This is a genomic window from Rhizobium sp. ZPR4 (genome assembly GCF_040215725.1).
Taxonomy (GTDB): Bacteria; Pseudomonadota; Alphaproteobacteria; order Rhizobiales; family Rhizobiaceae; genus Rhizobium; species Rhizobium rhizogenes_D.
Map to the genome: position 1 here is coordinate 43,685 of NZ_CP157972.1, position 24,986 is coordinate 68,670.

The 24,986-nt window shown below is 56.7% G+C and carries 10 protein-coding genes and 1 pseudogene; 8 read left to right on the top strand and 3 right to left on the bottom strand.

Features of this window, described 5'->3' with window-relative positions:
• The first annotated feature begins 104 nt into the window (after nt 1–104).
• The 8 genes from ABOK31_RS35495 (at nt 105) to ABOK31_RS35530 (ending at nt 21,552) form a co-directional block, all read left to right on the top strand.
• A complete protein-coding gene (locus ABOK31_RS35495; protein WP_349963360.1) occupies nt 105–581 on the top strand; it encodes a hypothetical protein in 477 nt (158 codons plus the stop codon).
• A gap of 236 nt (nt 582–817) precedes the next feature.
• Nucleotides 818–1,126: a MarR family transcriptional regulator gene (locus ABOK31_RS35500; RefSeq protein WP_349963362.1), complete on the top strand. Its 309-nt coding sequence runs from the start codon at nt 818–820 to the stop codon at nt 1,124–1,126.
• 180 nt (nt 1,127–1,306) lie between these two features.
• A complete protein-coding gene (locus ABOK31_RS35505) occupies nt 1,307–2,215 on the top strand; it encodes a GGDEF domain-containing protein (protein WP_349963363.1) in 909 nt (302 codons plus the stop codon).
• A 55-nt stretch (nt 2,216–2,270) separates the two neighbouring features.
• The gene (locus ABOK31_RS35510; protein WP_349963364.1) at nt 2,271–2,570 is read left to right on the top strand and encodes a hypothetical protein; all 300 of its coding nucleotides are present in this window, start codon (nt 2,271–2,273) and stop codon (nt 2,568–2,570) included.
• Between the two features lie 1,342 nt (nt 2,571–3,912).
• Nucleotides 3,913–17,544, top strand: a complete 13,632-nt coding sequence (locus ABOK31_RS35515) for a hypothetical protein (protein ID WP_350019327.1) — start codon at nt 3,913–3,915, stop codon at nt 17,542–17,544.
• Between the two features lie 35 nt (nt 17,545–17,579).
• Complete coding sequence (locus tag ABOK31_RS35520; protein ID WP_349963367.1) at nt 17,580–19,721, top strand: type I secretion system permease/ATPase; 2,142 nt, start codon at nt 17,580–17,582, stop codon at nt 19,719–19,721.
• Between the two features lie 40 nt (nt 19,722–19,761).
• Nucleotides 19,762–21,156, top strand: a complete 1,395-nt coding sequence (locus ABOK31_RS35525; RefSeq protein WP_349963368.1) for an HlyD family type I secretion periplasmic adaptor subunit — start codon at nt 19,762–19,764, stop codon at nt 21,154–21,156.
• 204 nt (nt 21,157–21,360) lie between these two features.
• Nucleotides 21,361–21,552 carry a hypothetical protein gene (locus tag ABOK31_RS35530; protein WP_349963369.1) on the top strand — a complete coding sequence of 64 codons (192 nt, stop codon included), beginning with the start codon at nt 21,361–21,363 and terminating at the stop codon, nt 21,550–21,552.
• Between the two features lie 135 nt (nt 21,553–21,687).
• Here the strand turns inward: ABOK31_RS35530 and ABOK31_RS35535 are convergent.
• The 3 genes and pseudogenes from ABOK31_RS35535 to ABOK31_RS35545 all read right to left on the bottom strand — a co-directional run.
• Nucleotides 21,688–21,801: pseudogene (locus ABOK31_RS35535) on the bottom strand (transposase); the annotation flags it as partial.
• 162 nt (nt 21,802–21,963) lie between these two features.
• The gene (locus ABOK31_RS35540; RefSeq protein ID WP_349963370.1) at nt 21,964–23,274 is read right to left on the bottom strand and encodes an HlyD family type I secretion periplasmic adaptor subunit; all 1,311 of its coding nucleotides are present in this window, start codon (nt 23,272–23,274) and stop codon (nt 21,964–21,966) included.
• A complete protein-coding gene (locus ABOK31_RS35545; RefSeq protein ID WP_349963372.1) occupies nt 23,271–24,983 on the bottom strand; it encodes a type I secretion system permease/ATPase in 1,713 nt (570 codons plus the stop codon). Before ABOK31_RS35545 ends, ABOK31_RS35540 begins: the two co-directional genes overlap by 4 nt.
• Nucleotides 24,984–24,986 lie beyond the last annotated feature (3 nt).

A 24,986-nucleotide genomic window follows, 5' to 3' on the forward strand; every position in this document is an offset into this window, starting at 1 on the left:
AAAATATAGAACTGTTATTGCAATGTTTGATGGATTGCGTTCTGTGTGTCGGGGAGACACGGGTTAGTTCAACTGAACGTCTCGACCTTATGGAGCATATATTCATGACAAGTTTTATTGAGAAGTGGTCCGCCAAGAAAGCTGAAAAGCCAAAGGCTGGTACACGGAATTCCGTTGAAACCTTTCAGCTGCGGGTCGCCGAGCAGAAATCCTATCTCGAAGAGTATGAGCGAGATGCCGCAGGCTTCAAGAAATGGCGTTCGACCTGGTTCCAGCGGGTTCCCGGCGGTTTTGGTGTCAGCGTCGGCCGCGACGCGGTCAGTGCGGGTGAAGGGCTGAGCTATGTCGTTGTCGAGACCGTCACAGAAGTCGCCGAGTTTCTCGATGATCTCGCCAAGCACGCCGAGCAGGATCCGGGTTTCCAGAAAGCGCTCGAGGACAACCGCTCGCGGCGCGCTGCGCGGCTGAATGCGTCAAAGTCGAAGTCCGCTGCAACCAAGGTCGCATCAGCGAAAGTTCCGACCAAGGCGCCGCGTGCCAAGTTGACGTTAGGGACCGGCAAGCCCGAAGCTGGCAAATAGGTCAAAGGCCTAAAACATCACCAAATACAGTTACTTAGCCCGCCTTGCGCGGGCTTTTTGCTATGCGTTCGACGCACGCACCAGTTTGCGATGTAGATCCCTCAAACGTGAGCCATCGCCTCCCAGCCCGATTCCGACTAAAGGAAGAAATGGTTCGACATCGCAATTAGCGGTAGACTTTTCTATATACGAAAGTTAATAAGATGCAAGCGCAACACAAACTCATATGGCATCTCGTGAAGCAGGTCGTCGAAAGAGCCTTTCCAGAGGAAACAGCCGCTGCGCGCTTGCAGCAGGTTGCGATCCTTCTCACGATCAACGCGTTGCAGGACGAACCCGAACCGCTGACAACGCAAAGACTTGGGGAGGTTTACGGCCTGACTGTATCGCAGACACACAAGCTCGTGACCCGGCTTGTCGAACGAGGACTGATTGAGCGGACACAGGTTCTCAACCGGCAGGGACGGGGCCATGCGTTTGCGTTGCGTGTCGTGGAAACCGAAGAGCTGCGACAATTGCGACAAGCAGTCGTTGCGAATGAATGAAGGGAAGAGGCACTGAGTGCACCGCGAGACCAGGAAAGTTACGGAATTTTCGCTCTCGGAAGGGCAATCCGCTGCAATCGAAGCGATTTGAGAGCGGACCGATGTGAGGCCACGGAGGACCATGCTCCCGACCCTTTTTCTTTGTTTTCGAGGCGGGTCAAATTCCACTTTGGCAGTTGGATGCTGCTGTTTTTGCTCCTCTGGACGGCAGGCGTTGGTATCGCAAACTACCGTGCCTCATTGATCGGTATCGACCTTGATCCACTGTTCATACTGCCAATATGCCTTGTCTCCTGGTATTCCAGTTTCAGAATAGGGTTGGCCGCCGCCTTTGCTTCGGCTCTGGTATCGGTTGGAACCCACCAAGAAATCTCCCCTTTGATACCGTGGGCCATGGCTGGCCTCAATCTGGCAATCCACGCGCTATCATTCATCATCATCGCCGCCGTCGTATCCCAGTTCCGCGCAGATTATGAGCGCGTGCGCTTCGTCGGTCGATGTGACTACGTCACGGGTGTCTTGAACCGCCAGGCATTCGAACAAAAAGCAGAAGAGATGTTGAGGGTGGGCCAGGCGCGGGGTTGGCCGATGTTGCTGGTCTATCTGGATCTCGACGGCTTCAAAAGCGTGAATGATCGATATGGTCACGAGGCGGGGGACGAGGTGCTGAAACGTTTCGCGGTCGAAGGGAGAGCTGCGCTACGACGCGAAGATTGTTTTGGACGCATGGGTGGTGACGAGTTCGCATTGCTGATGAAACTGCCGTCGATAGATGAAGGGCAGGAGGTTGCGGAGAATTTGCATAGACGGTTCAGCGCGGTATTGGCGGACACTGGTCATCGGGTGACATGCAGTATGGGCGCGGTTGCGATTGAGCCATGTGTCGGGGGAGCGCCGATAGAGTATTTGATGCGCAATGTCGACGATCTCATGTATACGGCAAAGCGGGGTGGCAAGGATGGCTTGCGATATGCAAGGTGGACTTGGTCGTCAGCTTTGAGGCCGCCTCTATCTGCCGGTGATGGAGAGACACCGCCGAAATGGCCCCGGCCGAACAGGGACGCACGTCACCTTGCGGGAGGTTCATGAGAATGATCCCCGACGAGACCGTTGATCTGCTGAAACTCTGCTCTTTACCATCAGAATGATTGTCGAAAGCGACGCTCAGGATAAGCAGCGCATAACGAACGCCTATCGCGATGCGCAATCGCTTATGGCGGGCTTGGATCTGGACGGACGTTCGGCTCGTCCTCGTATTGAGGCCTGCCTCGAGCGCTTCAATATTTATAAGAATGATGACGACGTGGCGGCGGCAGGCTGGATGCTGACTGCAATTCAGGAACGCGTGGCCGAGCGCAACCTTTATGGTTGGCGAAAACTCCAGGACATCGTCGATGCGGCCGTCAATGAACTGCTTTTATCTGAGAAGATGTCGCTTCATTGAGCCGTAATCCGGCACGCATGCGGCCCCATGTTCCGAGGGAACCTCTCGAAGGCGGACGCTGAGATCGGCCGATCTTGGGCTGTCTTTGGTTGATAAAAGCCGCGTACGATTCGGATTGCTCTTGTTCTGACCTCATACAGTGGCACATCGCGCAACATGGAATTCAGTTTCAATTCACCTTCGCATCATTTTCGATTAATACTGGTTGAAGCGGAGTGCTTTTGATTGTGTTTCTACTACCATAAAGATTAAATTTTGCCTTTCTTCACGATTTTGTGATGTTTAGCCGACTTCCGCTACAAGTTGTATTAGACCGCGAGGCCATGTCCGCTGTCTCGAGGGACTTCTATTGTCGGGACGCCGTTGCAGCGCAACTTACTTGCAAAAGCCGTGCAATATTTCGCGTCCCGCGTCCCGACACCCAGGGTTATACGATGGCCCCTCGTTTGCGGCCTATGCAATGGCCTAAACCTTTAACGTGTATTGCTGGCCATCGTGCCACTTGCGCCGAGCTGGGCTTGTTGTAATCGATATCCGGCGGCCCGGCTTACTTAGATTGAAGATTTGAAGTGCCGGGGAGAGCGGACAGCAAGGACGGTCTACTAACATTCGATCGAATTTGAGCTGTTTTACTGTCTCTACTACAATAAATGGCATTGACATCAACTAGTATAAGATTCTGGATATCATTGCGATGAGCAGTTTTATTTCAAAACGAGCAATATTATCTCTACTGTTTTTCGTATTATTTTACATATCTTTCGACGTTTACGATAAAATATACAATTCAATACATCACAACAGCGACGGCGCGTATAGCTGGATATATTTTATATCTATAATATCTATAGTACTGTATTTTTCTTCCCAAGCTATTATTTGTATTTATAATAAAAAAGTGGGAGATACAATTTCTTATTTTACGGCTATACTTTTTATCTTTTATAGTTTTATTTATTGGTATCATATTTCATATTTTGAGATGCTATTGCAGGGATATACTGTGGAACTATTCCCGCAGATTTGCTCGGCCGACGATCATGCTAAAGAGAACTCGGCAGTAATATGCTATATATACTATCGCCACTTCGGCCGAGACGCACTGGTGGTCAATCCAAGCGATGAAATGGCACGCCCGATTAAGCGCTGGTCTCGAAATTTGCTCAGCAATTTGGAGGGAGAAAATAAAATTATAGTTGCAAGCCCAAACATTACATCTGACGTGACGCCTGTGGAGGTGTGCACCTTCTCCAATACTACACATGTAGCTGGTCACGTATATGTCGTATCACCGCGTTGCTGAAAAAATATTATATTACTGTAATATAACGAGGTTAGAATTATGGCGAACAATAGCGTGTTCTATGTTTTAAATAAGCTAAACCAGCTTGTTCCGGCAAAGCTATTGACGGACGAAAACGGCAATGGAATTGTGAATCCAAACGCCGGCGTCAATCCGCTATATTCTGCACCTTATGTCCAATACTATGATTCCGCTGGTAATGTGATCCCGGAATCGCAGGTGAACCCGGGGAATTTCTTAGTTGTTCCCCTTAATTTTTCAGTGAACTCGTCCGTGGAATTTGCCAAATCCGTTCAGGCCGCCGAGTACGGTCCAACTGGGTTGCCCTGGCATCCGCTCAACGGTGTGGAGGCAGCCGTCGACAAAATGATCGCGGCTTATGTCGGGAGTGGTTCTCAGAATCTTCAAACGACTTACCAAAGAGACCTAAATGGCGATATGACCGTGAACGGCAGTGACGTGCCAATGTTTCAAGATGCCACTTCCTATGGTTTAGGCATCGCGTCGACGTTGTCAGGCTTCGGGTATCTGTCCGCCGAGCTTGCAGGCACAATCTACGGTGCAAAGACGCAGTTTCGAAACAACGTTCTATCATTTTCAGAAGCGGCGGCGAACAACTCAAGAAACATGAATTCTATTGCAGCAGGTGGGACATATGCGAGTTCCAAGCTCATGGATGGAATTCAACCACCGGATCCGCCGCCATTTTGTTTTGCGGCAGGGACGTTGGTTAGAACCAGTTCCGTCGAACAAACGCCGATCGAATGTATTCAAATAGGGGATCTCGTTTCCGCATTTGACAGTAATAAACTTCACAATGGCCCTCGGTTCGAAACGCGTCGAGTCTCCCGCCTATTTCACAATGTTACCACGGAATGGCTCATTCTTTCCTCCGGCCTGACCGTCACGCCTGGCCATCAATTCGTCAACGAGTTTGGTCTGTTCGAGCGCATTGACACAATTGTTGCACGTCACGGAAAGGTCATGCGCTCCGACGGCGGTATCGAGAGGGTGACGGCGGAGCGTATTGTCTATTCGGACGCAACTCGTCACCTTTATGAGGAGGCCGAAGAGTTTGCTTCAGCTTGCTTTGGTAATATCGCGTTGCAGCCGGAAGAAACTCGGGGATGGCGAACATACAATATTGAGGTTGAGGACTTACATACATATGTGGCGGGCGGACTTCTGGTTCATAACGACAGTCTTGGCGACCTGGTCTCGGCAGAGGCGCAATTCCAGAATATCTACGGGACCCCTTTCGACCCAGACGACACGACTGAAGTACAGCAACTTTCTGAGGACATTAAGGACAATGTCATCGATGGCGGCGTCCTAGCGACTTCGATCGGGCCAGATGGTAATACCGCGGTTTTGCAGAGCCGTCTTGTGTCGGACCATGAAAAAGTGGTTGGCCGGACAAGTGAGGCAAATGGGGGCACCACTTTTGTCGATTCTTATGGTGATCAGATTTTGGTCAATCAGGAGCAGCAGGAGGTTAGCGAAACCATTGCTGACGGGCAAGGTGGCACAATAACCATCACCTATGGTTATGCGGCAGATGGAACTCAGTTTGTAGAAAGCCAAGTCGATCGAGATAGTGGAGGCAAAATCACAACAAGCATAACCAATGCCGCCGATCCGAATTCTGGTACCATTCAATTGTCGAGTGATGTCACTTACGATGGCAATGGCATAAAGATCGGTGATGTAACCACGGATGTTAATGGCAACATCGTCAGCGATAGCGAATATAACTCAGACGGGTCCAGTACTCATTATGCCTATGGTGCGGACGGATCTTTCACCGTTACGACGAACGATGGGGGCGGTGCTCAGACAAGCCAAGCGCAATATAGTAACGCGGGTGTCGAAAAGTCTGAGAATGATTATTCCAACAACATTCTCGTCGCTTCCGACACTTTCGATAGCACAACGGGAAACCTCACCCAGTCTTCACAATACGATCCTGTAACTGGCGTCGAGTTGTCTAGTGAACAGTTCAATTATGACACCGATGGCGTCGAGACCGGGGAAACTATCACTGGTTCGGTGAATCCGATCGATCACTCCATAACGAACGCTATCGCCGGTGCTGCCGGGATATTGGCAAGTGTAGGTGTCTCTTCAAATCAGTTGCTTAACGATATCAACCTGCAGGGCGGCGGCGGAGATACATCGCAGCTTTTCTCCGGGGTGACGTCTCCGACGTCCCCAATTCTCATCTGGGATTTGAATCCATCCTCGGACAATTCGCCTGTCGCTGCCTCCGAGACCCCATTCGACGACTTCAACACGTCATCAGATGATCCGACTTCAGACTCTGGGTCTTCGTCTTTCACGCCTGGCTACGAAAACTCCCCGGGAAGCGACCCGAGCGATGGTAGATCTCCGCTCGGTTCGGGATCGCTCACGCTCCCGTCACAATCGGAGACCGTTGGCGAGCAATTCGACGACTTCGTCAGCGAGTTGAACAACGTTTATACTGGAAATGTCTACTTTCTTTCGCCCGACGATTCCAAGGTATTGACGCCACAACAATACGAAGCGCTGGACCCCAGCGATCAGGTCTATACGGCCGCCTTTGCGCAGAGCTCAGGCGATGGTATGGAATACCGTCCGATGTTCGAGCTCGAGAGCGCCTTTAACGAGGTTCTGTCGATGGCCGGTGACGTCCAATCGTATCTCAGTGACTCCTCGAACCCGAGCGCGTCCTTCGACGGGATCATCGAGTCGACCTATCAGGATATCGTCGAGCCCTATGACGGCGCCTATACAGGCCCGAGTAGTCCTTCGGATGAGGGTGTCTACGAGTCGCCGATCTTCAGCTTTGTCTCGGAGGCGATGAGTGACGACGGCTCTCAGTTTTACAGTTCGGCCTATGATGAGCCTCAGTATTTTTCGGACTACTTCGACGGCACTGACACGTCGAGCGGGAGCGATGACGACATTTTCTCGACCGTCTTCAGCTACTCGTCCGACGATTCCGGTTATGATTTTTCCTCAAGCGACGATGACGTCAATTGGGGCGACATCGGGGGGAGCGGCGGCGACTACGGATTTGATGACAGCAGCTTCTACGACGATTTTGGTTTTGATTTTCCTCTGGTCCTGAACCTTTCGGGCAAGCAAGTTCATACGGTCAACGAAAAGGTCGCAAACGTCCATTTCGACGTCACCGGCAAGGGGTCTCAAGTACCGACCGGCTGGATCACCTCCGACGAAGGTTTCCTGGTTGTCGATCCCAACGGTGAGAACATATCCAGCGGCGCCCAATGGGTTCCATCGTTTGCCTCGCTCCAGAAGTACGATCTCAATCACGACAACATCCTGACCGCCAAGGAGGCGGATATCGCCGGCATCAAGGTCTGGATCGACAAGAATTCTGACGGTGTGACGCAATCCGGTGAACTGTTCACGCTCGCGGCCCTGGGGATTTCGTCCATCAATTTGAAGGCGACGATCACCGGTGCTTACGACAACGGAAACTTCATTGCGAATGACTCGTCCTTTACCTGGTCGAACGGCAGCACCGGCGACATCGCTGACACCTACTTGATGAATGGCGCCACCAGCGTTGGAAACGTTGCCTACAAGACGTCCGGCAGCACGACAACGATTGCCGCTGATGGGACCGTGACCGAGGTCCTGAACGGATCGAGCATGGCAATCGATATGGGCGCGAGCGGCGTTGGTTCGGTGATCGACAAAGGCACCGGCAATATCATTGCTGCCGGTAATGCCGCCAATGCGACGATCGTCGGTGGCGCAAATTCTATGCTTGAAGCATCGTCGGCTGCCAAAGCGACGATCACCGGGGGCTCGAATTCTAAGATTTTCGGGGGCTCCGGCACGGATTTCCTCATCGCCCGTTATAATGGTACGTCGGTTACAACCGGAACAGGTACGAATAGCGTTGAGATCGACAGCGACAGCAACACCATCAATGCTTCTGTTGGTGTTGCCACGATTACACTGGATGGCACCTCAAATGCAGTCCAGGTGGGCAATAACACAAATGCGGACATCATCGTCAATGCGTCCGGAAACTCCATAGCAGGCAACAACGCCAAAGTGACCGTTTCCGACAGGGTCGCCCTCACGCTGAGCGGGAACAGCGAGAGAGTTTCGGAAGGAAAATTGGCGGATCTGACCGCCACTGGTTCCGGAGTATCAGTTGATATGACCGGATCTTCGTCGCTTGCCAGCCTGAATTCAGGAACGGTGATTGTTGAAGCAAATGTTTCCGCAGCCACCGTGCGAGGCAACAACAATGCAGTGACGGCGCTTGGCTTTGGCACGTTGTTAAGCCTTGCAGGGAAAAGCGAGACCGTACAGATCACTGATGGATCTGTGAAAATGGCATCGAATGCGTCCGCAACCGTGAACGGCACGACCAACAGCATTAGCGAAATCGGCACTGACGCGATTAGTTCAAGCGCTAGCGACGATAGTCTTAGCGTTTCGGGTAACGGAAACACAGCGACGCTTGGCGGCGGCACTGTCACACTAGCTGGAAGTGCTGGTCTCACTCTGACCGGCAACGGAATTTCCGTGTTCGAGGTTGGCAGCGATACCCTGAACGCGACCGGAAGCGGAGATCTGCTCGATATCCAGGGCTCCGGCAACAGCGCCACCATTTCCAACGCCGCTGTAACGGTTGAAAACAGTGCCGCCGCATCGATCTCCGGGAGCGGTAATTCGCTCGCTGTGCTTGGTGAGGCGACAATTACGACCTCAGGGACGGGTGACACGTTTGACGTCTATTTTGGTGGAAATGATATCACCGCCAACAATGCAAATATGATCGTTGAGCAGTTGGCCACGGCAACGGTTCGCGGCAACAACCTCACAGCGACACTCGCCGGGAACGACATTGTCACCTTCACTGGATCGTCGACTAGAGCTGATGTCCGCGGAACGACCAGCAGCGTGACAGTTTCGTCCGGATTCATCGCCTTGGAGGAAGATGCGTCGGCATCAATCACAGGCAATGGAGATCAAATCTCGGAAGGTGGTGGTAACGCCCTGATCGTCACCGGAAATAGCGATACACTCGATGTGAGTGGACTGGGCAATACGGCGACTCTGGGCAATGGCGTAGTGATCATGGAAGTGGGCTCGGCCTTGGGTCTGTCCGGCAGTTCCGACTCGATCACCGAGAATGCCAATGGGACGCTGCTCGCGAGTGGCACCAACATTTCGGTCGACGTTACGGGATCGAATGCTGTTGCAACGCTAGCGAGCGGTGTTGTCACTGTCGAGGCCAATCTGGCCACGGTAACCATCAACGGCAACTCGGATACGATCATAGAGAAAGCGTCTTCGCTCATCGCTGCAACGGGTACGGGTGTCACGCTCCATATCGTAGGCTCAAACGCCGGCGCGACATTGACAAATGGTTCGGTTGAGATAGCTGGCGGCGTGGCCGGCGTAACGATCAGCGGTAATTCGGATTCGATTGTAGCGGATCAAACCGGTGACAGTTTGACAATTGCCGGCGCGAATGATGCGGTCACTCTCAACGCCGGAGCACTGATCCTTTCGAACGGCGCCTCGGCTTCGTTGAACGGTGGCCTTGATACGATCACGGAGCAGGGAAATTCCGCCGTTAGCTCGACCGGAGCGAATAATAGTTTGATTGTGTCAGGAGCTGCGAATGTGGCCACGCTTGCCGGTGGCGCCGCCGCGCTGCAAGGCGGTGCGGGTCTCTTGCTCTACGGAAACAATATCTCGATCACGGAGCGAGGCAACGGCACGGTGATTACCAGTGGCTCGGGGGAAGTCCTGGATGCAAGTGGTATCGGCAATAGCGCCACGATCGGCAGCGGAACAATTGCGGTTGAAGCTGGAGGTGCGCTGACGGTTACTGGCAATATGGATGCCATCACCGAACTGGGCAACGCCACGATCAATTCCACCGGCACCGGTGACACCCTTGTTGTCTCCGGAACAGGTAACGTAGCAACGCTGGCGGGCGGGCGAGTGACGGTACGGAATGGCGGAGGAGTCACGCTTTATGGCGATAACTTTGCCATTACCGAGCAGGGAAACAGCTCTGCCGTTACAAGCGGCGCGGGCGAGATTTTGGATGCCAATGGAGCCGGCAATAGTGCGACCATCAATGGCGGAATGGTCACCATCGAAGCTGGCGGAGTTCTGTCGCTGACCGGTAATGCAAATGCGATCACCGAGCTCGGCGACGGGACGATTACCTCGGCGGGCATTGGCGATAGCCTCGTCGTGTCGGGTACGGGTAATGTGGCGACGCTGACGGGCGGACTGGTGACCGTGCAGAATGGCGGCGGCGTGACGTTATACGGGGATGGTTTCTCAATCGTAGAGCAGGGCAATGGTTCTGTGGTCACCAGCGGCGCTGAAGAAGTGCTGGATGCTAGAGGTACTGGCAACAGCGCTACCGTCGGCAACGGAACCATTACCATTGAGGTTGGTGGCGGTCTGACCCTGACGGGCAACAGTGATGCAATTACTGAACTTGGCAATGCCACGGTGACTTCCACGGGTACGGGCGACAGCCTGGTCGTATTGGGGACCGGCAATGTCGCGACGCTGTCGGGCGGATCGGTGACGGTGCAGAATGGCGCTGGCGTCACGCTTTACGGTAACGATTTTTCCATCACCGAGCAGGGTAGCAGTTCTGCGATCACAAGCGGCACCGGCGAAACATTGGACGTCTTTGGGACGGGCAACGCGGCGACGCTCGGCGGCGGCGCCGTAACCGTCGAGGCAGGTGCCGGCCTTGTGTTGACCGGCAACACGGATGCAGTCACTGAGCTTGGGAATGCGACGATCACGTCGACGGGCACCGGCGACAGCCTGGTTGTTTCGGGCACCGGCAATGTGGCGACCCTGACCGGCGGACCAGTGACGGTTCAAATCGGCGGCGGCGTGACACTGCATGGCAACAATTTTGCCATCACCGAGCAGGGCAATGGTTCTGCGATCACCAGCGGTACGGGCGAAAGCCTGGACGTCTTCGGGGCCGGTAACACAGCGACGCTGAACAGCGGTCCGGTTACGATCGAGGCAGGTGCCGGGCTGACGCTGACGGGTAGTTCTGACACGATCACCGAGAATGCCAATGGTACGGTCGTGACGAGCGGCACCGGGATCTCGGTCGATATGATTGGCTCCGGCGCGGCCGCGACAGTTGCCAGTGGCACGGTCAAGCTCGAGAGCGGTGTGACCGGAGCGACGGTCAAGGGTAATTCCAATACGATCACCGCCCTCGGGACCGGCGATGATCTGACGCTCGCTGGTACCAACGAAGCCGTGACGATGAGTGGTGGGACACTGACCCTCGCGGCAAGCGCGACGGCGACGTTGACCGGTAACACGGACGCCATCACCGAGCTCGGAAACGCCACGGTCACCTCGACGGGCACGGGCGACAGCCTTGTGGTATCAGGCGTAGGCAATGTGGCAACGCTAACCGGCGGCCCGGTGACGGTTCAGACCGGTGCGGGAGTCACGCTGCACGGCAACAATTTTGCCATCACGGAGCAGGGCAATGGTTCCGTCATTACCAGCGGCACCGGCGAAACCCTGGATGTCTTCGGCACCGGCAACACGGCGACCTTGAGCGGCGGACCTGTCACGATCGAAGCGGGTGCCGGGCTGACGCTGACAGGCAGCTCGGATGCGGTCACCGAAAATGCCAATGGCACGGTGGTCACAAGCGGCACCGGTATCTCCGTCGATATGGTGGGATCCGGCGCAGCCGCGACCGTTGCCAGTGGCACGGTCAAGCTTGAGAGCGGTGTGACCGGAGCGACGGTGACAGGCAATTCTAATACGATCACGGCGCTCGGGGTCGGTGACGGCCTGACCATCGCAGGAACCAACGAAGCAGTATCGATGAGCAGCGGGGCTCTGACGCTTGCTGCAAGCGCGACCGCGACACTGACTGGCAACACGGATGCGATTACCGAGCTTGGAAGTGCAACGGTGATGTCGACAGGCACGGGCGATAGCCTGGTTGTGTCTGGCTTGGGCAACGTGGCGACGCTGACGGGTGGACCTGTGACGGTTCAGGCCGGTGCAGGTGTCACGCTGCACGGCAACAACTTCGCCATCACGGAGCAGGGCAATGGTTCCGTCATCACCAGCGGCACTGGTGAGACCCTCGATGTCTTTGGAACCGGCAACACCGCAACCATGAGCAGCGGCCCGGTTACGATCGAGGCAGGTGCCGGGCTGACGCTGACGGGTAGTTCTGACACGATCACCGAGAATGCCAATGGTACGGTCGTGACGAGCGGCACCGGGATCTCGGTCGATATGATTGGCTCCGGCGCTACGGCAACCGTTGCCGGCGGCACGGTCAAGCTCGAGAGCGGTGTGACCGGAGCGACGGTCAAGGGTAATTCCAATACGATCACCGCCCTCGGGACCGGCGATGATCTGACGCTCGCTGGTACCAACGAAGCCGTGACGATGAGTGGTGGGACACTGACCCTCGCGGCAAGCGCGACGGCGACGTTGACCGGTAACACGGACGCCATCACCGAGCTCGGAAACGCCACGGTCACCTCGACGGGCACCGGCGACAGCCTGGTTGTTTCGGGCACCGGCAATGTGGCGACGCTGACCGGCGGACCTGTGACGGTTCAAATCGGTGGCGGCGTCACGCTGCATGGCAACAATTTTGCCATCACCGAGCAGGGCAATGGTTCTGCGATCACCAGCGGTACGGGCGAAAGCCTGGACGTCTTCGGGGTCGGTAACACAGCGACGCTGAGCAGCGGTCCGGTTACGATCGAGGCAGGCGCCGGGCTGACGCTGACGGGTAGTTCTGACACGATCACCGAGAATGCCAATGGTACGGTTGTGACGAGCGGCGCCGGGATCTCGGTCGATATGATTGGCTCCGGCGCAGCCGCGACCGTTGCCAGTGGCACGGTCAAGCTCGAGAGCGGTGTGACCGGAGCAAAGGTTACCGGTAATGCCAATACGATCACGGCCCTCGGGACCGGTGACGATCTGACGCTCGCTGGTACCAACGAAGCTGTGACGATGGGTGGTGGGACATTGACCCTCGCGGCGAGCGCGACGGCGACGCTGACCGGCAATTCGGATGCGATCACGCAGCGTGGCAGTTCAATCGTGACCACGAGTGGTACCGGGATCTCGGTCGATATGACGGGATCGAATGCGACCGCCACGGCCACGAGCGGCACGGTCACGCTTGAGGGCGGCGTGACAGGGGCGACGATCAAGGGCAATTCCGACACGATCACGGCGGTTGGCAGTGGGTCGACGCTCACGATCACTGGGACCGGTGATACGATCACGATGGGCAGCGGCACGCTCAACATCGCCGCTGGCGCGTCGGCAGCATTGAACGGCAACTCGGATATTATCAATGAGATTGGTACCGGCACTGTGACCTCGACCGGGACCGGCGACACGCTGAATGTGACCGGTACTGGCAATGCGGCAACGTTGAACGGTGCCACAGTCGTTGTTGGCACCGGCACGACGACCGGCTCGGTGACGCTAAGCGGCGATAATTTTGTGATCACCGAACAGGGTGCCAGCTCTGGCGTGATCACCAGCGGCACGGGGATCACGCTCGATGTTAAGGGTACAACCGACACTGCGACCGTTTCCAACGGCACGGTGACGATCGAAACCGGCGCGACGGCGACGCTGACCGGCAATTCGGATGCGATCACGCAGCGTGGCAGTTCAATCGTGACCACGAGTGGTACCGGGATCTCGGTCGATATGACGGGATCGAATGCGACCGCCACGGCCACGAGCGGCACGGTCACGCTTGAGGGCGGCGTGACAGGGGCGACGATCAAGGGCAATTCCGACACGATCACGGCGGTTGGCAGTGGGTCGACGCTCACGATCACTGGGACCGGTGATACGATCACGATGGGCAGCGGCACGCTCAACATCGCCGCTGGCGCGTCGGCAGCATTGAACGGCAACTCGGATATTATCAATGAGATTGGTACCGGCACTGTGACCTCGACCGGGACCGGCGACACGCTGAATGTGACCGGTACTGGCAATGCGGCAACGTTGAACGGTGCCACAGTCGTTGTTGGCACCGGCACGACGACCGGCTCGGTGACGCTAAGCGGCGATAATTTTGTGATCACCGAACAGGGTGCCAGCTCTGGCGTGATCACCAGCGGCACGGGGATCACGCTCGATGTTAAGGGTACAACCGACACTGCGACCGTTTCCAACGGCACGGTGACGATCGAAACCGGCGCGACGGCGACGCTGACCGGCAATTCGGATGCGGTCACGCAGCGTGGCAGTTCAACCGTGACCACGAGTGGCACCGGGATCTCGGTCGATATGACGGGATCGAATGCGATCGCTACGGCCACGAGTGGCACAGTCACGCTTGAGAGCGGTGTGACAGGCGCGACGATCAAAGGGAATTCCGACACAATCAGTGCTCTCGGCGCGGCTTCAAGCCTCACTGTGACCGGAACGGGCGATACAATCGGGATAAGCAGCGGGACGGTGACGGTCGGTGCCGGCGCGTCGGCGACGATCAATGGTGGCTCGGATGTCATCAATGAAAGCGGCACTGGCACGGTGACGTCGACGGGAACCGGCGATACATTGAACGTGACGGGAACAGGTAATGCCGCGACAGTCAGTAGCGGGACCGTTGTTGTCGTTGGTACGAGCTCGACCGCAGGTTCGGTGACGCTGACTGGCAATAATTTTGCGATCACCGAGCAGGGTACAAGTTCTGGCGTCGTGACGAGCGGCGCTGGGATCACGCTCGACGTCAAGGGCGTAAGTGACACCGCAACGCTTGGGGGCGGGGCAGTTACCCTCGAGGCGGGTGCTGGGCTAACATTGACGGGAAATTCCGATACAATCACTGAGCACGCGGGCGCCGGCGTGATAACGAGCGGCACTGGAATTTCGATAGACATGACGGGATCGAATGCGGCCGCCACGGCCACGAGCGGCATAGTCACGCTCGAGAGCGGTGTGACAGGCGTGACTATCAGGGGCAATTCCGACACGATCAGTGCTCTCGGCGCGGCTTCAAGCCTCACTGTGACCGGAACGGGCGATACAATCGGGATAAGCAGCGGGACGGTGACGGTCGGTGCCGGCGCGTCGGCGACGATCAATGGTGGCTCGGATGTCATCAATGAAAGCGGCACTGGCACGGTGACGTCAACGGGAACCGGCGACACATTGAACGTGACGGGAACAGGTAATGCCGCGACAGTCAGTAGCGGGACCGTTGTTGCCGTTGGTACGAGCTCGACCGCAGGTTCGGTGACGCTGACGGGCAATAATTTCGCGATCACCGAGCAGGGCTCAAACTCGAGCGTGGTAACCAGTGGCACCGGGATCACGCTCGACGTCAAGGGCATGTATGACACGGCAACGTTAAGCAACGGTTCGGTAACAGCAGAGACCGGGATTATCGCGACGGTGAATGGAAACTCTAACAGCGCGGCCGTTTATGCATCCAGCAGTGTCACGCTGACCGGCACCAATAACACCGCGGATATCCGCGGATCTGGGTCTACCGTAACCGCTACAGGCGCGACCGTCACAGTCGAAAGTGGCTTGGGCGGGGTGGCCGTCGGAGGAAACTCAAACAACGTAACGGCCCTGGGTACCGGCGCGAATGTTGGATTTACGGGAACCAACGATACGATCACGATCAGCAACGGAACAATCCGCTCGGGCATTGATGCTTCCGCAACGATCACCGGAAATTCCAATTTAATCACCGAGTCCGGCACGGCAACTGTATCTTCGACTGGGACTGGTGACACGCTGAATGTGACCGGCACCGGCAATGCGGCAACGCTGAACGGCGGGACTGTAATTGTTGGCACCAGCACGGCTGCCGGCGCGGTGACGCTGACGGGCAATAATTTCGCGATCACCGAGCAAGGCTCAAACTCGAGCGTGGTGACCAGTGGCACGGGGATCACGTTCGACGTCAAGGGCATGTATGACACGGCAACGTTAAGCAACGGCTCGGTAACAGTAGAGACCGGGATTATCGCGACGGTGAACGGAAACTCTAACAGCGCGGCCGTTTATGCATCTAGCAGTGTCACGCTGACCGGCACCAATAACACCGCGGATATCCGCGGATCTGGGTCTACCGTAACCGCTACAGGCGCGACCGTCACAGTCGAAAGTGGCTTGGGCGGGGTGGCCGTCGGAGGAAACTCAAACAACGTAACGGCCCTGGGTACCGGCGCGAATGTTGGATTTACGGGAACCAACGATACGATCACGATCAGCAACGGAACAATCCGCTCGGGCATCGGCGTTTCTGCAACGATCATTGGAAATTCGAATATACTCAACGAGTTCGGCACGGCAACTTTATCTTCGACTGGGACTGGTGACACGCTGAATGTGACCGGCACCGGCAATGCGGCAACGCTGAACGGCGGGACTGTAATTGTTGGCACCAGCACGGCTGCCGGCGCGGTGACGCTGACGGGCGATAACTTTGTAATCACAGAGCAGGGAACGAGCTCGAGCGTGACGACAAGTGGTGCCGGGATCAGTATCGATATCGAGGGTGTGACTGACACCGCCACGGCGACCGGCGGTACGGTTACACTGGAAAGTGGCGTCACAGGTGCCACAGTGAAGGGCAATTCCAACGCGATCACCGCGCTTGGAACCGGATCGAGCCTCAGCCTGGGCGGGACCGGCGACACGATCGCCATGGCCAGCGGTACTCTCAACATCGCAGCTGGCGCCTCGGGAACCATCAACGGCAACTCCGATATCATCAATGAGATCGGCACGGGTACAGTGACGTCGACGGGCACGGGCGACACGCTAAATGTGACGGGGACTGGCAATGCCGCGACGCTGAATGGCGGCACGGTGGTAGTCGGCACCAGCACGGTTGCTGGCTCCGTCACGCTGACCGGGAATAATTTCGCCATTACCGAACAGGGTGCAAGCTCTGGCGTGGTGACCAGCGGCACTGGGATTACGCTCGACGTCAAAGGTACGACCGATACCGCAACCGTTTCAAACGGTTCTGTGACCATCGAAGCGGGCGCGACAGCGACCATTACGGGGACGTCGGATGCCATAACCGACAAAGCCAGTGGCAGCTTGACGGTATCCGGCTCGGGGAACACCATCGATGTGACCACCACCGGCGCTCATGCAATCAGTGCAAGCTCGGATACCGTCAAACTTGAGGCATCCGCCAATGCCACCATTACCGGCAATAGCGATCTGATCGTTTTGGCTTCCAACAATACGGTCACCGCCACCGGGACTGGCGAAACCTACAGTTTCGGTTCGGGCGCGGGCCAGGGGACTATCGGTGCGTCTACCGGCACGAACACCGGGGTCGTCGACTTCGGGGCAAACCTGACCGACGAAAATCTCTGGTTCATCCAGTCGGGCAACAATCTGAAGATCGACATCCTCGGCTCGTCCGACAGCTTGACGATCAACGATTGGTTCGGCGGAACGCCTGCAAAGAACGTTCAGAGCTTTGCGACCACGGATGGCCTCAAGCTGGACAGCCAGGTTGCCCAGCTTGTCTCGGCAATGGCGACTTATTCCGCCAACAACAGCGGCTTCAATCCGACGTCTGCAACGCAGATGCCCACCGACTCGACGCTGCAGAATGCTATCGCGGCTGCCTGGCATCATTGAGACGAGGAGGGGACGGCAGGTCGCGAGGATAGTTCATGTTGGGTGTTGTTAATGCGGCAAGCGCAGGGACGGGCGGTTTGGGAACGTTCGTCATCCTGCTCCGCTTTCATGGGATCGCGGCTGATCCGGAACAGATCAAGCATCGCTTCGGGGGCGCCGAGTTCGGCGTCGACGAAATGCTGCGCTGTTCGAAGGAATTCGAACTGAAGACCCGGGCGATTTCAAGCACATGGAATCGCCTGAAGAAGACCTCGCTGCCGGCGATCGCTCAAAGGCGCGATGGCAGCTTCTTCATCCTGGCTCAGTGTTCGGATGCCGGGGTTCTTATCCAGGATCCGGCCATGGGCCGGCCACAGGAGCTCAGCCGCGCCGAATTCGAAACGCAATGGAACGGCCGCCTCATATTGATGGCGCGCCGGGCTTCGCTCAGCAATCTCGCGCGCCGTTTCGACATCACCTGGTTTTTCCAGGCGATGGTGAAATACCGTCGACTGCTGGGAGAGGTGCTAGTCGTCTCCTTCTTTCTGCAGCTCTTTGCCCTGATCTCGCCTCTGTTCTTTCAGGTCGTCATCGACAAGGTGCTGGTTCATCGCGGCCTGACGACGCTGGACGTCCTTGTCATTGGTCTGGTCACGGTCTCGATTTTTGAGAGCCTGTTGACGGCGCTTCGAACCTACGCCTTCTCGCATACGACGAACCGGATCGATGTCGAGCTCGGCGCTCGGCTTTTTCGCCACCTGATGGCCTTGCCCATCGGCTATTTCGAAGCGCGGCGGGCAGGTGACAGCGTCGCCCGTGTCCGCGAGTTGGAGAATATCCGCAATTTTCTCACCAGTTCCTCGCTGACGCTGGTGATGGATCTGTTCTTCACGATCGTCTTTCTCGCGGTCATGGCATCCTATTCGCTGCTGTTGACCGGTATCGTGCTCGCCTCCTTTCCCTTCTATATCGCGATCTCGGCGGGGGTGACGCCTGTCTTTCGCCGTCGACTGGAGGAGAAGTTCAATCGTGGTGCCGAGAACCAGGCCTTTCTTGTCGAAACCGTCACAGGCATCCAGACCCTGAAATCCATGGCGGTCGAACCGCAGATGCAGCGGCGCTGGGAAGAGCAACTGGCGGGCTACGTGCGCGCCAGCTTCAGTGTCCTCAGCCTCGGCAATTGGGCAAGTCAGTTCGTCCAACTGGTGAGCAAGCTGGTCACCGCGGCCGTGCTCTTCTTCGGCGCCAAGGCCGTCATCGAAGGCAACATGACCGTCGGGCAGCTTGTCGCCTTCAATATGTTGGCAGGGCGCGTTGCTCAGCCAGTATTGCGGATCGCGCAGGTTTGGCAGGATTTTCATCAGACGCGGCTATCCATTGAGCGTTTAGGGGATATTTTGAATACCCATCCCGAGCCGATGTTTACACCCGGACGGGCTGCCCTTCCGGCGCTGCGGGGCTCCATCTCATTCGAACATGTGACCTTTCGATATCGTCCTGGCGGTCCCGAAATTCTCCACGACATCAATCTCACCATTCCCGCCGGCCAGATGGTCGGCATCGTCGGTCCCTCCGGCTCCGGCAAATCGACACTGACCAAGCTGGTTCAAAGGCTCTATCTTCCGGAAAGTGGCAGAGTTCTGGTCGACGGGGTCGATCTGTCGTCCATCGATGTGACGTGGTTGCGGAGACAGGTCGGCGTCGTGCTGCAGGAAAATGTCCTTTTTAATCGCTCCATCAGGGACAATATCGCGCTTGCAGATCCGGGTATGCCGATCGAGCGGGTCATCGCTGCAGCGAAATTGGCGGGCGCCCACGATTTCATCCTGGAATTACCTGACGGCTATGACTCTGCCGTCGGCGAGCGCGGTGCAAGCCTGTCCGGCGGACAACGACAGCGTATTGCGATTGCCCGAGCCCTGGTGATGGATCCCCGTGTTCTCATTTTCGACGAAGCCACCAGCGCTCTCGACTACGAAAGCGAGCGTATCATTCAGGAAAATATGCGCCAGATCGCCAGAAACCGGACGGTTCTCGTCATTGCCCATCGTCTTTCGGCAGTCCGGCACGCCGATCGCATTCTGACGATCGAACGCGGCCGCCTCGTCGAGGATGGCAGCCATGACGAATTGGTCAAGGCAGGAGGGCGCTACGCCTCGCTCCTCCATTTGCAGACGGGTATTCACAATGTCGCATAGGCAGACTGCAAGTATCCTGCCGTGGCCTGTCAAGTCGGATATGACCAACCATGAACGCGAGTTCTTGCCGGCGGCGCTGGAGATCGTTGAAACACCAGCCTCTCCGGTCGGGCGCGTCGTTGCATTTGCGATCATCGCCTTCTTCTGTTTGGCGCTTGCATGGTCCTGGTTCGGCCATGTTGACATCATCGCCACCGCCCAGGGCCAGCTCATTCCGTCCGGCCGTGTGAAGGTTATCCAGCCACTCGATTCGGGCATCGTGCGCGACATACGAGTGCAGGATGGCGATACAGTTCGAGCAGGGGATGCACTTGTCATCCTCGACAATACGGAAGCCTCCGCTGACCGGGATCGCGTCTCACATGACCTGAACCGTTCCGAACTCGATATTGCGCGATTAACGGCCCTGATGGTGGTCGGTAATCCGGACGACGCGGTGAAGGCCTTCGTGGTACCGAAGGGCGCCTCGGCCCAGGAGGTCACAGCGGCAAGAGCTTTCGTATGGGCACAGGCCGCCGAACAGGCTGAAAAGCTTGCTTCGATCGATCGGCAAATCGACCAGAAGCGTGCGCAGACCCAGGAAATCCAGGAGAGTATTGACAAACTGGCGGCCACCACACCTCTTCTGGAGGAGAAGGATGCCATCAGGACGAAATTGCTGGAAACCCAGGCCGGAAACCGGTTTCAGTGGCTGGATGCCGAACAGGCGGTCATCGAGAACAAGCACGACCTTAGCCAGGACCGCCGCCAATTGGTGGAGATTGACGCGGCACGTTCAGCTCTTGAGCGGCAACGAGAGCAAACGCGTGCCGAGTATGAACATCAGCTCCTCAGCGATCTGACCGATGCCCAGCAGAGCGTCAACGAGCAAACCGAAGACCTCATCAAGGCTGAACGCAAGCTCGCCGAGACCGAGCTGCGCGCTCCCATCGATGGCGTTGTCCAGCAACTTGCGATTCATACCTTGGGCGGTGTCGTGACCCCCGCTCAACAGCTACTCGTCGTCGTCCCCAAAGGATCTTCCTTGATCCTCGAAGCGACAATCGCTAATGCCGATGTCGGCTTCGTGCATCCTGGCCAGGATGTCGAGGTCAAGGTCGAGACATTCAATTTTACCCGCTATGGTCTTCTGCATGGTCATGTCATCGAAGTCAGTGCTGATACGGTGACTGCGGATCGCAGGACGCCAGACAATTCCGGCCAGCAGACCAATTCCTCGAATAGTAGCGAGCCAAGCCAGGTGTCTGCTGCGTCCCCTACTTATGTTGCGAGGATTGCGCTCGATGCGGACAGCATGGAGGTGGAAGGCAAGTCAGAGCCTTTGAAGCCCGGCATGGCGGTCACCGCCGAAATCAAGACGGGTTCGCGACGGATCATCCAATATCTGCTGTCACCGCTCAAGGAGTATGCCAGCGAGTCGATCAAGGAGCGCTGATGGGTTTCGCAGGCGGGGCGCCCAATTCCTTCGGCGCGGAGAGCTTATCGAGATATTTGACTTGGCACAGGACAGAGCGCGATGAGATGCAGAATTCACGTAGCGGTAATAGCCTTATCTACCGGATTATTTTTTATGCAGGAAGCACGTGCTGACGATGGCACGAAAGATTGCATCCAGAAGATAACGATAATGGAGAATATCTTGGACGCCGAGAAGATCAAATTCGGCAATGACAAGTGCGCATTGCTGAAGGCGGCCACGGCTACACGCGGGGCGATGCTGGACGAGATTGCCAAACATCAGGGACAGTGTGGGCTCAAGGAACAGTTCGTCGATATGCTCAGGAGCCAACAGTCCAGCTTTGGATCTCAGGCAGCCGCCGTCTGCAAGTAGGATTGGCCGAAGACGTGCGGCTGTCGCTTTACTGCTTTAAGGTGTAAATCGGCATAGGGGTAAGACGCCGATCCTCACGATAACTCTTTGTAATTCCTAACATTGGTGGGGTCATTTTCCAATGCTGAATTACACCCACAGGGCTTCGACGGTGCGCTTGGCTCGCGCACGCAGGAGGGCCTTCAGCTTCGAGAAAGCCTTCTCAATGGGGTTGAAGTCCTGGCTATAGGGTGGGAGGTATAGTTGGCGAAAAATGCAGGACATCGTCGATGCTGCCGTCAATGAGCTGCTTCTATTTGAGAAGGCTGCGCTTCATTAAGTCCTTATTCGGCGCGCGGGCGCGACGTCTTGTTGGGAGCAAAACCGGGTCGAAGATGAATGCCGAAATCGGACTGACAGCTCAATCGGGCCTCACTCCTCCCGCATGGCGCGGGCGATTTGATCGGCAAGAGGTTTTACGAGATAAGAGAGGGCTGTTCTCTCCCCGGTCTGAACGAAGGCTTCGACGGGCATGCCCGCCAGAAGCGGCATGTTGCCCAGACGCGCCAATTCTTCTGGCGCAATATGGATTCGCGCTGTGTACCAGGATTCGCCGGTCTGCTGGTTGACGATCAAATCGGCCGCGACCGTCTTGACCTCCCCCAGTATCTCAGGAGTGGTCCGCTGGTTGAACGCGGTGAAGCGTAGGGCCGCCTTTTGCCCTATATGCAACTGATCGATATCGGCAGGCTGGATTCGTGCCTCGACCACGAGCGTATCATTGATCGGCACGATCTGCATGATTGTCTCACCAGGGGCGATCACCCCACCGACGGTATGGGCAGCAAGTTCATGAACAATGCCAGACTGTGGTGACACAATATCAACCCGTCTTAGCTCATCCTGGGCAGCCACCCGTTGCTCAGCAAGTTCGGCAAGCTTGTTATCGACGTCACGTAGTTCTGTCACCACTTCCGCGCGCCGGTCCTGATCGAGCTGAAGGATTTGTAGTTTGGTCTCTGTGACGCGCGTGGCCGCGCGGGCAATTTCTGTGATGAGCTGGCCTCGCTCTCCGGACAGCTGTGCTCTGAGCCGTTCCAGCTCGGCGAGCCGATTGAACTGGACCAGTTGCTGACTGTTGAGGCTCCTGACGCGGACAAGTTCCTGCTCGGTCCACGATAGCTCTTCTTCTTTTGCGTCTTTGCGAACGATCAGGCCATCGGTCTCCTGTCCAATCTGGTCGATCCGCTGATGCAACTGCGCCTTTTGTCCCTCGATTGTCTGCTTTCTCGCTATGAACAGGGTTTGCTCAGCACTCAGGTATTCGAGTGAAGCGATTCCTTCGGTCCGCCGAGAGAATTCGTTAGGCATCGTCATGTCTTCGGCATTGTCGCGCTCGGCGACAAGCCGCAAACGTCGAGCCGTCATCTGCTCGACCTGATTGGAAATGATCGAAAGATTGGCACGGGTAATCGTGTCGTCAAGCTTGAGCAGGAGATCGCCGGCTTCAACACGTGTCCCGTTGCGTACGAGGATCTTGCCGACGATGCCGCCTTCCCGATGCTGTATCCTCTTGACGTTGCCCTCGACAACGACAGTGCCGGCGCCGAGGATCGCTCCGGAGAGATTGGCGGTCGCGGCCCAGCCCCCCATGCCGGCCAGGAGGGCCGCGATCGTGACTGCGGCCGCAACAGAATAGTTTCTGATCGATCTGGTTGCTGGACTGGCGTCATGACTGGTCATAATTTCTCCGGCACGGCACGCATCGTCGTTTTTCGCAGAACCTCATCACGTGGCCCGAATGTAACCATAGCTCCTTGCGCCAGAACCAGAACGTGATCAACGGCCGCCAGTGCGTTCGGCCGATGTGCGATGACGACGACGATCGAGCCGCTCTCTCGAATGGAAACGATCGCGTTTGTCAGCGCTGTTTCTCCTTCCGCATCAAGACTGGCATTGGGTTCGTCGAGAACGATCAGAAATGGTTTGCCATAGAGTGCGCGGGCAAGCCCGATACGTTGGCGCTGACCTGCCGACAACATGGCTCCGCTTGCTCCGATGCGTGTGTCGTAACCATCGGGCATGGACAGAACCAGCTCGTGAGCACCCGCGAGCTTTGCCGCTTCTATGATTGCTTCCGGCTTGGCGAGGGCATCGAAGCGGCTGATGTTTTCCGCGATCGTACCATCGAACAGTTCGACCCCTTGCGGGAGGTACCCGATTGAAGGTCCAAGCGCCTCCGGGTCCCATTGATCGGTTTCAGCACCATCGAGACGGATTGTTCCGCGGGCCGATGGCCAGATCCCGACCAGCGCGCGGGCAAGGGTAGATTTGCCCGATCCGCTTGGGCCGATGATACCGACCCCCTGTCCTGCCTTGAGGTCGAACGACACGTCGCGGACAATTGGGGTTTGGGTTCCGGGCACAACGACAGTGACAGACGATACACTGAATGAACTTTGCGGCCGTGGCAGCGGCATCCGGTTCCCATCGCTTCGGAACTGCTCGAGAAGTTGATAGAGGCGACCCCGAGCCTGACGGGCGCTCACAAATCCTTTCCATTGGCCGATGGCCTGCTCGATAGGCGCCAAAGCCCTTGAAGTGAGGATGGATGAAGCAATCATCGCACCGGGCGATGCCAGTTGTTTGATGGCAAGCCAAGCTCCTAGCGCCAGAACGGCAGACTGAAGCGCGAGCCTGAAGATCTTCGATGCCGTCGAAAAGCTGCTGGTCGCATCGTTGGTTTGACGCTGCTCGTGCAGATAGCGCGTGTTGGTCTCGTGCCATCGGGCCGCATAGGAGCGCCGCATTCCCATGGCATGCAGGGCCTCAGCGTTTCGACGGCCCGCCTCGAGAAACTCCGATCTGGTGCCCGAAAGCTGAGCGAGTTGCTTCATGGGTTGGCGCAGGACCGCTTCGCTGCTCAACGTCAAGGCGACGAGGATGAGCGCGCCGGCTACCGCCAGCCAACCGAGATAGGCATGAAACAGAAACAGGATCGCAAGATAGAGCGGCAGCCAAGGCATGTCGCAGATCGCGACTGGCCCTGGACCGCTCATAAACTGTCGCACCTGCTCGAGATCGCGGACAGGCTGAGAGATCGCCTCCTTCTTCGACATGCGCAATGGAAGCAGCATCACCGCATCGAATGTCGGTCCGCCCAGTTTCTCTTCGATACGCTGGCCGATCCGCGTCAGGATGCGAGAACGAATTAATTCCAGCACTCCGAGAAAGACGTAAAGACCAATCGCCAGGCCAGAAAGAGCGACGAGGGTAGGAACACTCCGGCTTGCCAGCACCCGGTCGTATACCTGCATCATGAACAGCGGGCCGGTCAGCATAAGGATATTCGTCACGGCGCTGAGCGCCGCAACGATCACAAATGCTTTTCGAGTTTCCCGTATGGCAGCGGCGACCAGAGGCCGCCGCGCTTCATTATTCAAGGTCTTCACCAA

What these genes read in the sequence shown, in the direction of transcription:
- ABOK31_RS35495 (WP_349963360.1), top strand. Translation starts at nt 105, where the DNA reads ATGACAAGTTTTATTGAGAAGTGGTCCGCCAAGAAAGCTGAAAAGCCA.
- ABOK31_RS35505 (WP_349963363.1), top strand. Translation starts at nt 1,307, where the DNA reads ATGCTGCTGTTTTTGCTCCTCTGGACGGCAGGCGTTGGTATCGCAAAC.
- ABOK31_RS35510 (WP_349963364.1), top strand. Translation starts at nt 2,271, where the DNA reads ATGATTGTCGAAAGCGACGCTCAGGATAAGCAGCGCATAACGAACGCC.
- ABOK31_RS35515 (WP_350019327.1), top strand. Translation starts at nt 3,913, where the DNA reads ATGGCGAACAATAGCGTGTTCTATGTTTTAAATAAGCTAAACCAGCTT.
- ABOK31_RS35520 (WP_349963367.1), top strand. Translation starts at nt 17,580, where the DNA reads ATGTTGGGTGTTGTTAATGCGGCAAGCGCAGGGACGGGCGGTTTGGGA.
- ABOK31_RS35525 (WP_349963368.1), top strand. Translation starts at nt 19,762, where the DNA reads ATGACCAACCATGAACGCGAGTTCTTGCCGGCGGCGCTGGAGATCGTT.
- ABOK31_RS35540 (WP_349963370.1), bottom strand. Translation starts at nt 23,274, where the DNA reads ATGACCAGTCATGACGCCAGTCCAGCAACCAGATCGATCAGAAACTAT.